This is a genomic window from Pigmentiphaga soli (assembly GCF_039541095.1).
Taxonomy (GTDB): domain Bacteria; phylum Pseudomonadota; class Gammaproteobacteria; order Burkholderiales; family Burkholderiaceae_B; genus Pigmentiphaga; species Pigmentiphaga soli.
The window spans coordinates 48,492-62,582 of record NZ_BAABFO010000024.1 but is presented as its reverse complement, the minus strand read 5'-3'; the positions used below and the strand labels follow the sequence as shown (position 1 = coordinate 62,582).

Annotated in this window: 14 protein-coding genes; 6 read left to right on the top strand and 8 right to left on the bottom strand. The window is 68.5% G+C overall.

Translation table 11 applies throughout. The features are described from left to right. Position 1: 1 nt before the first annotated feature. The 6 genes from ABD927_RS19920 to ABD927_RS19895 form a co-directional block, all read right to left on the bottom strand. Positions 2-607: a 3-isopropylmalate dehydratase small subunit gene (locus ABD927_RS19920; protein ID WP_345251604.1), complete on the bottom strand. Its 606-nt coding sequence runs from the start codon at positions 605-607 to the stop codon at positions 2-4. Further along, the gene (locus ABD927_RS19915; protein ID WP_345251603.1) at positions 604-1,902 is read right to left on the bottom strand and encodes a 3-isopropylmalate dehydratase large subunit; all 1,299 of its coding nucleotides are present in this window, start codon (positions 1,900-1,902) and stop codon (positions 604-606) included. The genes ABD927_RS19920 and ABD927_RS19915 overlap by 4 nt, the downstream gene beginning before the upstream one ends. A 22-nt stretch (positions 1,903-1,924) precedes the next feature. Continuing rightward, positions 1,925-2,914 carry a Bug family tripartite tricarboxylate transporter substrate binding protein gene (locus tag ABD927_RS19910; RefSeq protein ID WP_345251602.1) on the bottom strand — a complete coding sequence of 330 codons (990 nt, stop codon included), beginning with the start codon at positions 2,912-2,914 and terminating at the stop codon, positions 1,925-1,927. A gap of 60 nt (positions 2,915-2,974) precedes the next feature. Next, positions 2,975-3,724, bottom strand: coding sequence for a GntR family transcriptional regulator (locus ABD927_RS19905; protein ID WP_345251601.1), 750 nt, complete (start codon positions 3,722-3,724; stop codon positions 2,975-2,977). A gap of 45 nt (positions 3,725-3,769) precedes the next feature. Next, positions 3,770-4,603 carry a TauD/TfdA dioxygenase family protein gene (locus ABD927_RS19900; RefSeq protein ID WP_345251600.1) on the bottom strand — a complete coding sequence of 278 codons (834 nt, stop codon included), beginning with the start codon at positions 4,601-4,603 and terminating at the stop codon, positions 3,770-3,772. 319 nt (positions 4,604-4,922) lie between these two features. After that, a complete protein-coding gene (locus ABD927_RS19895) occupies positions 4,923-5,429 on the bottom strand; it encodes a MarR family winged helix-turn-helix transcriptional regulator (protein ID WP_345251598.1) in 507 nt (168 codons plus the stop codon). 324 nt (positions 5,430-5,753) lie between these two features. Between ABD927_RS19895 and ABD927_RS19890 the strand changes: the two genes are divergently transcribed. Genes ABD927_RS19890 through ABD927_RS19865 form a run of 6 tightly spaced genes read left to right on the top strand, consistent with a single transcriptional unit; the run spans position 5,754 to position 12,724 of the window. Continuing rightward, entirely contained in the window at positions 5,754-7,010 is a 1,257-nt protein-coding gene (locus ABD927_RS19890; RefSeq protein WP_345251597.1) for an amidohydrolase/deacetylase family metallohydrolase, read from the top strand. A gap of 9 nt (positions 7,011-7,019) precedes the next feature. Next, positions 7,020-9,389 carry a xanthine dehydrogenase family protein molybdopterin-binding subunit gene (locus ABD927_RS19885; RefSeq protein WP_345251596.1) on the top strand — a complete coding sequence of 790 codons (2,370 nt, stop codon included), beginning with the start codon at positions 7,020-7,022 and terminating at the stop codon, positions 9,387-9,389. Next, a complete protein-coding gene (locus tag ABD927_RS19880) occupies positions 9,386-10,204 on the top strand; it encodes an FAD binding domain-containing protein (protein WP_345251595.1) in 819 nt (272 codons plus the stop codon). Before ABD927_RS19885 ends, ABD927_RS19880 begins: the two co-directional genes overlap by 4 nt. Beyond that, a complete protein-coding gene (locus ABD927_RS19875) occupies positions 10,201-10,695 on the top strand; it encodes a (2Fe-2S)-binding protein (protein WP_345251594.1) in 495 nt (164 codons plus the stop codon). Before ABD927_RS19880 ends, ABD927_RS19875 begins: the two co-directional genes overlap by 4 nt. Before the next feature lie 21 nt (positions 10,696-10,716). Then, a complete protein-coding gene (locus ABD927_RS19870) occupies positions 10,717-11,421 on the top strand; it encodes an SRPBCC family protein (RefSeq protein WP_345251593.1) in 705 nt (234 codons plus the stop codon). A gap of 16 nt (positions 11,422-11,437) precedes the next feature. Beyond that, complete coding sequence (locus tag ABD927_RS19865; RefSeq protein WP_345251592.1) at positions 11,438-12,724, top strand: YlbE family protein; 1,287 nt, start codon at positions 11,438-11,440, stop codon at positions 12,722-12,724. Here the strand turns inward: ABD927_RS19865 and ABD927_RS19860 are convergent. Together ABD927_RS19860 and ABD927_RS19855 are read right to left on the bottom strand one after the other, a co-directional pair. Continuing rightward, a complete protein-coding gene (locus ABD927_RS19860) occupies positions 12,660-13,337 on the bottom strand; it encodes an amino acid ABC transporter permease (RefSeq protein WP_345251591.1) in 678 nt (225 codons plus the stop codon). The two genes, ABD927_RS19865 and ABD927_RS19860, sit on opposite strands and share 65 nt — an antisense overlap. Beyond that, a complete protein-coding gene (locus tag ABD927_RS19855; protein WP_345251590.1) occupies positions 13,334-14,086 on the bottom strand; it encodes an amino acid ABC transporter ATP-binding protein in 753 nt (250 codons plus the stop codon). Before ABD927_RS19855 ends, ABD927_RS19860 begins: the two co-directional genes overlap by 4 nt. Positions 14,087-14,091: the final 5 nt, after the last annotated feature.

The following is a 14,091-nucleotide window of genomic DNA, read 5'->3' as shown; positions in this document are numbered from 1 at the left end:
GTCAGATTTCCTTGAGCAGGTGGACGGCCCGCAGCGCCGGCCCGGCCGCAGTGCTGGAGATACATGGAGGCATCGGCTCGGCCAGTTCCGGATGCGTTTGCAGCCAATGCAGCAGCAATCCCTTCTGTCCACCTTGCTCGATCAACTGTCGCGTGTAGTCGTCCATAGCGCTGTATTGGAGGCGGGTGCCGGAGGTGAGATTCATCACGGTACCCGTTTCGTAGTCCACTTCGACGTCGTCGCCCTGGGCAATGGCTTCGGAGATTCCCGGGCACGGCTGAAGGCAGGGCTGGCCAAGGTTCATCAGCGCGCGCCTGACGATCGAGGATACGGACTCGCACAACAGGTGCAGGCCCAGCGCCTTCATCGCAATGTAGCCATTCGTGTGCGGCTTGCCGCAGCCGAAGTTGCGGCCCGAGACGATGATGTCGCCGGGCTTGACGTCCTGCATGAAGCCCGAGCGATAGTCCTCGAACAGATGGGGAATCAGTTGCGCGGGGTCGACAATGCGGGCCTGTACCACTTGCTTGGGCATGATGCCGCCGTCGTGCGGCACGTCGTGCCCGATCACATGCGCCTTGCCGCGGACACGCCAGATCGTGTTCATGAAATCTCCAAGGAGGCGGTTCCATCCCCGGGCCAAGGGAGCGGGGCGACGATCTCGCCGGCGACTGCAGAGGCGGCCACGGTGAGCGGGCTGGCCAGGTAGGCACGCGAGGTGGCGGCGCCCATGCGGCCATGATTGTTGGTGGCAGCGGTAGAAATCGAGACCTCGCCGGGCGCCAGCAGACTGGAGCGCCCGCCGGCGCAGGGACCGCATCCCGGAGGCAGCACCGTGGCGCCGGCGTCAATGAACACCTCCAGGATCCCGTCGTCGGTCAGGCGCCTGGCGATCTCGATGGTGCCAGGAACCACCACCATACGCACCCTGGGCGAGAGCGATTTGCCGCGCAGGAATTGCGCCGCATCGCGGAAGTCTTCGTACATCGCCGACCCGCAGGAGCCAAGATAGGCCTGGTCGATGGCTTGGCCGGCGACGGTTTCCACGGTAGCCGCATTGTCGGGCGAGCCCGGCAACGCTACCTGGGGAACAAGTTCGGACAGGTTCCAGTCGATGGTCGCTTCGTAGTCGGCGTCCTCGTCTCCCACGAGCCCCGCCAATTCGGGACACGGCTCATTCCGGTAGGTCATGGGCGGGAACAGAGTATGAGCCACGCCGATCTCGGTGAGAGTGTTGCACAGGCCCACGCGCGCGGCCACCGACATCGCGTCTACCGCCGGCCCGCAGAACTCGAACACGCGAGCGTCGTATTCCACAGGGATTTGCCCGGAAGTCAGGGCATGCGAAAGCTTGAAGCCCAGGTCGCGCGCGTGCACGCCGGGCGCGAACCGGCCGTCAAGCCGGACGCGCACCGCGCCGGGAACCTGTACCGTCAACGAGCCCGTGGCGGCCACGACGCTGATTTCGCCGAGCACGCCCAGCGCGAACGCGCCGATTGCGCCGAAGTTCGTACAGTGCATATCGTAGGCGAAGACAAACGAGCCGGGTTGGACCATGCCCGATTCCATCGGGTATAGATGCCCGTGCCCGTCGCGTCCGGCGTCCGAGAAATGTCCCACCTGCCACTCGGCGGCGATGCGGCGGTTGGCGGCGCCGCGCTCGGCGGCGCGAGTCGTGGTGTAGATCACATCGTGGTCGGTGACGAAAGCCATGCGTTGCGGGCGGGCGATACGCCGATAGCCGAGGGCGGAAAGCTCCTTATAGAGCGACTCGACGTAGCCATCATGGACGATCACCCATGCCGGGTCAGGCCGCACCAGATCGCCTGCCTTGCAGGAGGCGATTCCCGCGGCGCGAGCCAGCATCTTCTCGGTCATCGTCCTGCCGTTCGTGGGGGTCATCGAGCGCTCCCGATGCTGTTTCTCATTCGACGGAGAAGTGCGTTTCGTCCACCATCTTCCTCCAGCGCTTGCGATCGTCGACGATTATCTTTTCGAATTCGGCGGTACCGTATCCGGTGGGGTCTACGCCTAGCTCGCGCAGTCGCTTTTGCACGGCCGGATCCTTGATGGCGGCGACCAGCGCAGCGCTCATTCTGTCCACCAACGGCTTGGGCGTGCCGGCGCGGAAGTAGGCGCCGTAGCTGCTGATGATCTCGACATCGAAGCCTTGTTCCTTGAAGGTGGGAAGTTCCGGCGCAATCGATGAGCGTTCGGGGCCCGCAATCCCGATGATCCTCAGTTTACCCGCCTTGTGCTGCTCGTAGACCGAAGGCAGCGCCCACGTGGCGGACGTGATCTGGCCGCTGATCTGATCGCTGAGCATCTGACCGCCCACCTTATAGGGAACGAAAGTCATCGGTACGCCGGCGGCGATCCCGAGCTGGAGGCCCATCAGGTGTCCCGGGCTGCCTACGCCTTCGTTCCCGAACTGGGCCTTTTCGGGGTGCTGCTTCAGCCATGCGGCGAATTCCTTGAGATTCTTGTAGGGGGCATGGGCCTGGACGGTCATCGCGATCTGGTTGTTGCCGATGTTGGCAATCGGCGCAAAATCCTTATCCACGTCGTACGGCAGATTCTTGAAAATGAGCGGCGTCAGAAACATCGCCGAACTGGTGTTGAACAGCATGGTCTTGCCATCCGGCGGCGCGTTCTTCAGGGCCTGGATGGCGATGCGGGCGTTGGCGCCGGGCCGGTTCTCGACCACGACGGAAGCATTCAGCTCCTGCGACAGCCTCGCCCCGACCACGCGCGCCAACACATCGGCGGCATTGCCGGCCGCGTAGCCGACGACGATCGTGATGGGCGTGCCATCGTTTTGTTGGGCGACGGCGGGCCCCGCTACGGCCGCCAGCGCTGCCGCCAAGACGAAATGCCTGCGCGTGGGCGCGAACGAAGTCCTGCTTTCCAGCATGATGTGTCTCCTCGGTAGTCTTGCTTGTTGAAGACCGGGCCTGCGCTCAGCCCATTTCAATCAGCCCATTTCTTTGGCGACAGATTCCGTGTGCAGCTCCGCTTGGCTACGCCGCGCTGTCGCCTTCGGTGCGGGCCCGGCGGACTGCCGCAGCGCTTCCAGCCCGGTGGCGCGTGCGTGCAGCACGTAAGTGCGGGCCGCTTCGTAGGCACTCGCGGGGTCGCGCTTGCGGATGGCGGCAGCGATCGCCTTCATCTGCTCGGCGCCTTGGTCGACCCGGCCGGAAATCCTGAGCGAGGTGGACCACAAATAGCTGAGCCTGGCGATGAGCTGGCTGGCGGCAGCTTTGACCGGGACGCTGTGGCAGCCGTCGGTGAAGGCTTCGTAATAGGCGTCCTTGGCGGTGAAGATCGCTTCGCGGTCGCCGCGGCGCAAGGCTGCGGTCAGTGTCTTCAACGCATTCTCGAACCGTTCGATATCGGCTGGCGTGCCGCGTTCGGCGAAGTACTGGGCGCACAGCGCCTCCACGCCGGCTCGCAGGTCGTACAGCTCGCCGGCTTCCTGCACGCCGATGATCCGGACCACCGGGCCGCGGTAGGGAATGATTTCGATCAGCCCTTCCGCTTCCAGCTGCCTGAAGGCTTCGCGCAGGGACGGACGGCTGACCTGCAGGCGCTCGCACAGGCTGCGTTCCACCAGCCGGTCGCCGGGACTGAAGCGGCCCTGGGTGATGGCGGTACGCAGCTTATTGACCAACAGATTGCGCAGCGCTGCGGGGGCGGTGTCGATTTTCAGCCAATCGTTCTGCATCTGGATCTCGGGTTGCGAGTTCGGGGCGCGTCTGCCGTCCCGCCTTCAGGCGGGTCCTACCGCGACGTCGCCGTTGAGCGTGATTCGGTGCATCAAGCGCGGCTGCATGCCGTAGTCGTGGACGGCGAAGTGCATGGTGCAGCGGTTGTCCCACATCAGCACGTCGCCCTTCTTCCAGATGTGTCGATAGCAGAAGTCGGGCCGCTGTCCATGAGTATAGAGAAAGCGCAGGAGCGGCTCGCTCTCCTCTCGCGTCATGCCTTCAAAGTGCAGCGCCTGTTCCGGATGGCCCACGTACAGGGCGTCCCGGCCGCTTTCGGGATGGCGGCGCACCGCCGGCTGCCAGGCGGTTTCGGGCACGTCGTTGCCTTCGTAGCGCTGCGTGATCCGGCCGCCCTGGTACAGATAGCGCAACCGGGAAATGATGTCGCGCATCGGCTTGGAGAGCGTTTCGTACGCCAGGTACTGATTGGCCCAAATCGTGTCGCCGCCTTGCGGCGGCAGCTCTTTGGCCGCCAGGATACAGACGGCGGGCGGCTTTTCCAGATACATGCCATCGAAGTGCCAGCGCTCGGTGATGGTTTTTTCCTTGCCGACATTGCTGAGCTTGAGAATGCCGGAGGGCAGTTCATCGCTGCCGAAGTCGACTTTGTCCTTCTTGAAGCGGTAGACCTGGCCAAGCTTCTCTGCAAAGGCCACTTGGTCTTCCGGCTGCAAGTCCTGTCCACGAAAGACGAGCACGCAATGTTCGAGAAAGGCTTTCTTTATGTGCGCGATGTCATCGTCGGTGGCGTGCCGCAGATCGAGTCCTTCGATCTCGGCGCCTATTGAGCCTGTGAGCGGACGAACGGCCCACGTGGGGGCGAGCAAAGCGTTCATGATGTTGTCTCCGGTATCCGTCTTTGTGTTCTTATATGGCCAGATTGCCAGACAATCTTACTGACGGCCTAGTGACATAGATACCAGGACATACCCTCGCTTGGTGCCGCGGATCGTACGAGTCGAACTCGGCTTGGGCGCAAGCTGCTCAAACGACCCGGTGCTGAACTCGCGCCTGAAAGCCTGCCGACACGCAACTCAAGACGTTCATCGAAGCAGCCCGTGCCAATGGAACGAGGGAGGGACGGCCGCGAAAAGACGCGACGCCGGCTGCGCCGTGAATACCATGCCGCCAAGGCAATGCTGGCGACGGGGGGCCTTACGGCAACGCCAGCGGCACCCCGTAATCCCCCCCCGCCTCCACCAGCCGGATCAGCTGCAGCATGAACTGCGCCCGTTCCCCCGGCGGGATCGCCTCGATCGTGCGGTCGTGCGCCCGCTGCACCGCCGGCGCCATCTTCACCACCAGCGCCCGCCCCTTGCGGGTCAGCTTGACCAGCTTGACCCGCTTGTCGTCGGCGCTCTGCCTGCGGCTGAGCAGGCCGCGGGCCTCCAGGCGCGGGATCACCTCGGCCACGCTGGTGCGTTCCAGGCCGAGCTGCAGGGCGAGCGAAATCTGGTCCATCTCGCCGCGCTCGCTAAGCGCGGTCATCAGGCTGTACTGGACGGGGGTGATCGCGAATTCCCGGGTTTCCTCCAGGAACAGGGAACCGTGCACCTGGTGCAGGCGGCGGATGAGAAAGCCGGGGCGGCCCAGCAGGGCGGAACGCTCGATCGCCGACTGCAACTGGGCCTGGGCGTCGGAAGAAGAATCGGATTGGGTCATGGCGCGAAGTGGGGACATGTCGGCCGGATGCCGGCCGGACGCGCGGCGCTCCGCTTTTTTTCCGGGCCGATTCTACCCCATTCCCCGGCCATAACTATGTGGCATACCACTCAATGCACGACATCGGTGCGTTCCGCACCCCGCTTTTAGTGCGTGGCGGCGGGCGCAAAGACAACATTCTCGCGCAAAATACGTGGTATACCTCTTATATGGACAGTCGATAAAGCCAGCATCGACGCCGCGCCGCGGCGCAATGCCTGGGCGGCGATCCAAATGGCATGGTTTTTGCACAACTCCGATCGATCACTGATACAGGTGGGAAACATGGCGAATTATCTTTTGCGGCAAGGCCGGGTCATCGACCCGCATGCCGGACTCGACGAGGTCTGCGACGTTCTGGTGCGCGGCGGCAGGATCGACAGCGTCGGCGAGAACCTGTCGGCGCCCGACGCCGAGGTGGTCGACTGTCGCGGCAAGCTGGTGCTGCCCGGCCTGATCGACACGCACGCGCACGTCTACCAGTACGTCACCGGCCGCTTCGGCCTGAACCCCGACATGTGCGGCGTGCAGTCGGGCGTGACGACGCTGATCGACCAGGGCGGGCCGAGCTGCATGACGCTGCCCGGTTTCCGGCAGTTCATCGTCCAGCCTTCGCAAAGCCGGGTGGTGGCCTTCCTGTCGGCCTACCTGGTGGGCGGCATGGAGGGACACTATTACGCCTCGCTGTACCGCCCGGACTGCATCGACGTCGACGCCACGGTCAAGACGGCGCAGGCCAACCCGGACCTGGTCAAGGGCCTGAAGGCGCACGCCGAACTCGGCGGCTTCGAGCGCTGGGGCGTGGAAAGCATGCGGCTGGCTGCCGAGATCGGCAGGCAGGCCAACCTGCCCGTCTACATCCACTTCGGCCGGATGTGGCCCAAGCCGGAGGACGGCGGACAGGCGGTCAATCCCGACACCATCCTCGATCAGGTGATGGACCTGCTCAAGCCGGGCGACGTGCTGGCGCATCCCTTCAGCCGCCACCCCGGCGGCTTCGTGGACAGCCGCGGCCGCATCCATCCCCTGCTGCAGGCGGCGCTGGAGCGCGGGATGAAGCTGGACGTCGGCCACGGCTCGCACTTCAGCTTCCGCGTGGCCAGGCAGGTGCTCGATGCCGGCTTCCTGCCCGACTCGCTGGGCGCCGACATGCACGGCTACAACACCACGGTGCCCGCCCCTGCCGGCACGCCTGCCGAACACCCCGACGAGGACCACATGTTCCTCGGCCACACCCGCTTCAGCCTGGTGTCGGCAATGACGTCGATGCTGGCGCTGGGCGTGCCGCTGAACCATGTGGTGGCGATGGCCACCATCAACGCGGCCCGCATGGCCCGCATGGAAGACGAGATCGGCACGCTCGCCCCCGGCCGCACGGCCGACGTGACCGTGCTGTCGGACGAGCGCGGCCGCTGGGTGCTGCGCGACAACGAAGACAACCAGGTGGTGACCGACCGCATGCTGCAGCCGCTGTTCTGCCTGCGCGCCGGCGTGCGGATCGACGCCGACGCGCCGATCCTGCCGGCCGCGGCCGCGGCCTGAGGAACGGGCATGGCCACCCGCCAAGGCATCGGCGCCCCGCTGGAACGCAAGGAAGACGAGCGCTTCATGCGGGGCCGCGGCGACTACGTGGGCAATCTGCGCATGGTCGGCATGAAGGACGTGGCCTTCCTGCGCAGCCCGGTGGCCCACGCCCGCCTGCGCGGCGTGGAAAAGCCGGCAGGCTTCGAACACGTCGTCTACACGCTGGCCGACCTGGCGGACGTCAAGCCGATCGTCGCCGACTCCGGCCTGCCTGGCTTCAAATCGTCGGAGCAGCCGGTGCTGGCCGGCGCCAAGGTGCGGCAGGTGGGCGAGATGATCGCCATGTGCGTGGCCGATACGCGCGCCGAGGCCGAGGACCTGGCCGCCCAGGCCTGGGCCGACCTGGAGGAGCTGCCCGCGGTGGTCGACATGCTGGCCGCGCGCCAGCCCGGCTCGGCGCTGGTGCACGAGCACTGGGGCGACAACGTGTTCCTGGAAACCGTGGTCGATGCCGACCTGGACGACATCCGCAGCCGCGCGCCGGTGCGCCTGCGGCGCCGGCTGCGCACCGCGCGCCAGAGCATGGCGCCGATGGAAGGCCGCGGCGTGGTGGCCTATTGGGACAAGCGCCAGGAACAGCTGGTGGTGGTGACCTCGGCCCAGATGCCGCACGTCAACCGCACCGGGCTGTCGATGTGCCTGGGGCTGGACGAAGGCCGCATCCGCGTGGTGTCGCCCGACGTGGGCGGCGGTTTCGGCTACAAGGGCATCCTGCTGCCCGAGGAAGTATGCGTGGCGTGGCTGGCGATGCGGCTGGGCCATCCGGTGCGCTGGATCGAGGACCGGCGCGAACAGCTGACGGCCAACGCCAACTGCCGCGAGCACGACTACGACATCACCGTCTACGCCGAGCGCGACGGCCGCCTGCTGGCGATCGACTGCGAAGCCCACGTCGATTCGGGCGCGTATTCGTCGTACCCGTTCTCGGCCTGTCTGGAGGCCGCGCAGGTAGGCAGCATCCTGCCCGGCCCGTACAAGATGGAGCGCTACCGCTGCCGTACCTGGTCGGTGGCGACCAACAAGCCGCCGATCCTGCCGTACCGCGGCGTGGCGCGCACCGGCGTGTGCTACGCGATCGAGACGATGATGGACGCGATCGCGGCCGAGACCGGCCTGGAACCCCATGAAGTGCGGCTGCGCAACCTGGTGCAGCCGCAGGACATGCCCTACGACAACATCACCAGGAAGCATTTCGACAGCGGCGACTATCCCGGCTGCGTCATGCGGGCGATGGACGCGCTGGACCTGCCCAGGTGGCGCGCGCGGCAGCGCGAGGCCCTGGGCACGCAGCGCATCGGCGTCGGCCTGGCGGTGTTCTGCGAACAGGGCGCGCACGGCACTTCGGTGTACTACGGCTGGGGCATTCCGATGGTGCCCGGCCGCGAGCCGGCGGCGGTGCGGCTCACGCCCGACGGCATCCTGGAGATCCGCGCCGGCGTCCATTCGCACGGACAAGGCATGGAAACCACGCTGGCGCAGATCGCGCACGAGGTGCTCGGCGTCGACACCGCGCGCGTGCGCATCGTGCTGGGCGACACCGGGCAGACGCCCTATTCCACCGGCACCTGGGGCTCGCGTTCGATCGTGATGGCCGGCAGCGCCGTGGGCCAGGCCTGCAAGATCCTGCGCGAGCGGCTGTACCGCATCGGCGCCTGGCTGCTGCGCGAGGACGGCGGCGCGCCGCAATGGCAGGGCGACCGGCTGGCCGGCGCCGCGGCCGCCGTCGACGTGGCCGAGATCGCCCGCACCTGGTACCTGAAGCCGCAGCTGCTGCCGCCCGACGTCGATCCCGGCGGGCTGGAAGTCTCCACCACCTACCAGGCGCAGCGCGACACCGGCACCTTCAGCTATGCCTGCCACGCGGTGGCGGTCGGCGTCGACATCGAGATCGGCAAGGTGTCGATTCTGGACTACGTGATCGTGGAAGACGGCGGCGTGCTGATCAATCCGATGGTGGTCGACGGCCAGGTGTGCGGCGGCGCGGCCCAGGGCATCGGCACCGCGCTGCTGGAAGAGATGCGCTACAGCGAGGAAGGCCAGCCGATGGCCTCCACGCTGGCCGATTACATGCTGCCGGGCGCGACCGACGTGCCGGACTTCCGGATCGAGCACATGGAAACGCCCGCGCCGTACACCGAATTCGGCCAGAAGGGCATCGGCGAAAGCGGCGCGATCGGCTCGCCGGCGGCCATCGCCAACGCCGTCAACGACGCGCTGCGGCCGTTGGGCGCCGAGGTCAACGAACTGCCCGTCACGCCCCGCGCCGTGCTGGAAGCGCTGGCCCGCGCCCGGCGCGACGCCGCCCCCGGCGCCGAACCGCAGCGGCGGGTCGCATGAAGGCCGCCCGTTTCGACTACCTGCGGCCGGCCGATCGCTTCGAGGCCGTGCGTCTGCTGGCGCAGACCGGGGGCCTGGGCAAGATCGTGGCCGGCTCGCAATCGCTCGGCCCGATGCTGAACATGCGGCTGGCGCAGCCCTCGGCGCTGATCGACGTGCGCGTGCTGGACGAGCTTGCGCTGGCGCGCGAGGAAGACGACGCCATCGTGCTGGGCGCCTGCATCACCCACGCCCGCATCGAGGACGGACTGGTGCCCGATCCGTCGCGCGGGCTGCTGCCTTTCGTGGCCGGCGGCATCGCCTACCGCGCCGTGCGCAACCGCGGCACGCTGGGCGGCAGCCTGGCCCACGCCGACCCGGCGGCCGACTGGATCAACGCCATGCCGCTGCTCGATGCCGAATGCCTGCTGCAAGGGCCGGGCGGCGAACGCAGCGTGGCCGCCGCCGACTGGATGCAGGCGGCCTTCACGACCGCGCTGGGCGAAGACGAGATCCTGACCGGCGTGCGGCTGCCGCGGCTGTCGCCGGCGGCGCGCTGGAGCTACATCAAGTTCAACCGCAAGGCGGGCGAGTTCGCCGAGGCGATCGCCGCCGTGGTGGACGATCCGCGGCGCGGCCTGTGCCGCGCGGTGATCGGCGCGCTCGACGGCCCGCCGCACGTGGTGGCCGACGCGCGGCCGCTGCTGGGCGGCGACGCCGAGGCCGCCGCGCGCCGCGAACTGGCCGCCGCCGGGCTCGAACCGGACACCTACGAGTACCGCCTGCACGCGGTGGCGCTGTCGCGCGCCGTGCAGGCGCTTGGAAGCCAGCCATGATCCCGATCCGGCTCATCGTCAACGGCAAGCCCGTCGGCGCCAACGTCGAACCGCGCACCCATCTTGCCGACTTCCTGCGCGATCAGCTGATGCTGACCGGCACCAACATCGGCTGCGAGCAGGGCGTGTGCGGCGCCTGCACGGTGATGATCGACGACGTGCCGATGCGTTCCTGCATCGCCTACGCCGCGGCCTGCGACGGCGCCCGCATCCGCAGCATCGAGGGCTTCGACGACGATCCGCTGATGGCCGAACTGCGGGCCGCCTTCAAGGCCGAGCACGCGCTGCAATGCGGCTACTGTACGCCGGGCATGCTCGCCACCGCGCGCGACATCGTCGGCCGCCTGCCCGGCGCCGACGAGGAAACCGTGCGCCGCGAGCTGGCCGGCAACCTGTGCCGCTGCACCGGCTACCGCGGCATCGTGCGGGCCGTGCTGCGCGTGCTCGAAGCGCGGCGCGCCGCCGCCGCGCCGGCCTCGGCGCAACTCTGACCAAATTCCCCAGGAGACCAGGTGGAAATCCAGCAATCCTTCAGCGTTCCCTTCCCGCCCGACGCAGTGTGGCGGCATTTCCACGACACCGAAGGCATCGTCGCCTGCCTGCCCGGCGCGGCGCTGACCGGATCGACGCCCGACGGCAAGCTCAAGCTGACCATGACCGTCAAGCTCGGCCCCATCGTCGCCTCGTTCGCCGGCGATGGCGTGATGGCGCTGGACGACGCCAGCCGCAGCGGCAGCGTGACCGGCGGCGGCGCCGACCGCAAGAGCGGCTCGCGGGTCAAGGGCGAGGCAGCGTTCTCCCTGCACGACGAAACGGCCGGCGGCGCGCCCGCCACCCGCGTGGACGTCAAGGTGGACTACGCCATCACCGGCACGCTGGCGCAGTTCTCGCGCGGCGGCATCGTCAAGGAACTGGCGACCCGGATGACGGCTGCCTTCGCCGACAACCTGAAGCAGCGGCTGGAGCGAGGGTCGGAGACGGCGCCCGCAGCAGGCACCGCGGCGACGCCCGAATCCGCCGCGGCAGCCGAACCTGCGGCGGCACCCCTGGCTGATGTCCCCCCCGTGGCTGAAGCGGCCCCCGTCGCGGCAGCGGCGCCCCCTGCGGCGGTCCCTGCAACGGCCGCTGCCGCCAACCAGCCGCTGGACCTCGGCAATCTCTTCTGGCCGATCCTGTGGGGCCGCATCAAGCGCCTGTTCGGCTTCGCGTCGAAATAGCGGACGGACGGCCACGATGAGCTCCCAGCCCCCCTCCTCCCAACAACCGCCGCGCACCTCGGTCAACCGCGGCGCGATCGCGCGCCTGACCGCCGTGCGGCCGGCCTGGACCGCCGTGCGTACCGCGCGCGAGGCGCTCGGCCTGCCCGACCGCACCCTGCTGCACGCCGGCCCGCCGTTCATCGACCCGCGCCGCCCATCGGCGCCGGTATTGTCATCGGCCGTGCTGTGCTGCTTGTACGAAGGCTGGGCCGCCGATGCGGCCGAGGCCGAAAGACTGATCGCCGACGGCGCGGTGCGGCTCGAGCCGGCCCAGCATTACGGCGCCGTGGCGCCGCTGGCGGCGGTGTTCTCGCCGTCGACCACGCTGGTCGAAGTGACCGACCTCGCCGCCGACGGCGAGTCCGGACGCAGCTGGTCCCTGCTGGGCAGCGGCGCCGGCCCGCAACTGCGTTTCGGCAGCCGCGATCCGGCCATCCTGCCGCGGCTGGCCTGGCGCGACGGCCACCTGGCCGGCGTGCTGGCGCGCGTGCTGGCCGAAGCGCCGATCCACCTGCTGCCGCTGGCAGTGTCCGGCGTGGCCGGCGGCGACGACCTGCACGGCCGCACCACCGCCGCCACCCAGGCGCTGGTCTCGCACCTGGAACCCCGGCTGGACGATGCCGAGGCATTGGCGATGCTGCGCGGCACGCCATTGTTTTTCCTGACGCTGTGGATGGCAGCCTGCCACCTGATGCTGTCGGCCGCCGCCCGCGACGCCGGCGATTCGACCCTGGTGGTGGCGCTGGCCGGCAACGGCCAGCGCTGCGGCATCCGCCTGGCCGGCCGGCCCGGCCTGTGGTTCACCGCCGACGCCGCCCCGCCCCAGGGCCCGCGGCTGGATCCCGCCGTCGAGGCCGAAACCTCGCCGATGATCGGCGACAGCGGCGCGATCGACGCCGCCGGCTTCGGCGGCCACGCGCTGCGCTGCTCGCCCGAGGTGGCATCGGCGCTGGCGCCATGGCTGCCGGCCGACGCGCTCGACCGCCCGGCCGCGCTGCTGAGCGGCGTGCATCCCGCATTCGCCCCGTTCGGCCTGCGCACCGCGCTCGACGCGGCGGCGGTCACGCCCGATGCCCCGCCGCTGGCCGCGATCGCCATGCTCGACGCCGCCGGCGAACGAGGGCTGCTGGGCCGCGGCCTGTACGTGGCGCCGCCCGCCCTGTTCCAGGCCGCCGCGGCCGGGAGGATATCGCCCGCTACGGCCGCCGCGTTCCCGGCAGGATGTAGCGGCGCTCCAGATGCCGCGCCGCCAGCACGATGACGGACACCATCGCCAGATACGCCAGCCCCGCCATCACGTAGGACTTGAAGAACTGGAAATGGCGCATGGCCACGTCCTGCACCTGCGCGAAGAACTCGGTGTACTGGATCAGGAAGGCGATGGAACTGTCCTTCAGGTTCAGGATCACCTGGTTCGACAGCGCCGGCACCGACAGCCGCAGCACCTGCGGCAGCGTGATCAGGCGGAACACCTGCAGTCCCGAGAACCCCTGGGCCCGGGCGGCCTCCAGTTCGTCGCGGTCCAGCCCGCGGTAGGCCGTGGCCAGGTAGCGCGCGTTGTAGGCCGCCACGTTCATCGTGAAGCCGACGACGGCCACCGCCAGCGGCGACGGCCGGAAACCCCATTGCGGCAGGCCGTAGTACATCAGGAACAGCAGCGCCAGCAGCGGCGTGCCGATGAAGAACGAAATATAGGCCTCGGTCAGCCGCCGGCAGGCGCGGCCGGGGCTGAGCGTCAGGTAGAAGACGACGATCCCGCCCACCAGGCCGGTCACCGAAACGACGGCCGCCAGCATCACGGTATGGCCCAGCCCGGTCAGCAATTGCGGGCCGGCCTCGGCCACCTGCCGCAGGAACAGGTCGAAGGCGTTCATCGGCCCGCGGCCTCGCCGCCGCCGACGGCCTGGCTGAAGAAGGCGCGGATGCGCGGATCCGCGTGGTCGCCGAACAGCTGCTCGGCCTCGCCCTCGGCCTGCACCTGCCCCTGGTCGAGGAACAGCACCCGGCAGCCCAGGGAACGCGCCAGGAACAGGTCGTGCGTCACGCACAGCATCGACACCTTGTCGCGCCGCAGCTGGCCGATCACGTTGACGACCTCGCGCGCCATCAGCGGATCGAGCGCCGAGGTGGGCTCGTCGAAGAACAGCACGGCCGGGTCCATCGCCAGCGCCCGCGCGATGGCCACCCGCTGCTTCTGGCCGCCGGACAGCTGGGCCGGGTACTTGCGCTGGTGTTCGGCCATGTCCATGCGGCGCAGCTCGTGCAGCGCGCGCTCGGCGGCCTCGGCGGCGGCCATGCCGCGCAGCTTGCGCAGCCCGAGGGTCACGTTCTCGAGCGCGGTCAGGTGGCGGTACAGCGCGAAGTTCTGGAACACGAAGCCGATGCGCTGGCGCAGCGCGCGCACATCGGTATCGGGCCGGGTCACGTCCTCGCCGCGGAAGATGATCTGGCCCGAGGTGGGCGTGAGCAGCCGGTTCAGGCAGCGCAGCAGCGTGGACTTGCCGCAGCCGGACGGCCCCATCACGACCTTGAGCTCGCCTTCTTCCAGGTCCAGGTCGATGCCGTCCAGCACGGCGCGGCCGTCGTATTCCATTACCAGCTTGCGCACGGTCAGCAATGCCATGGCGT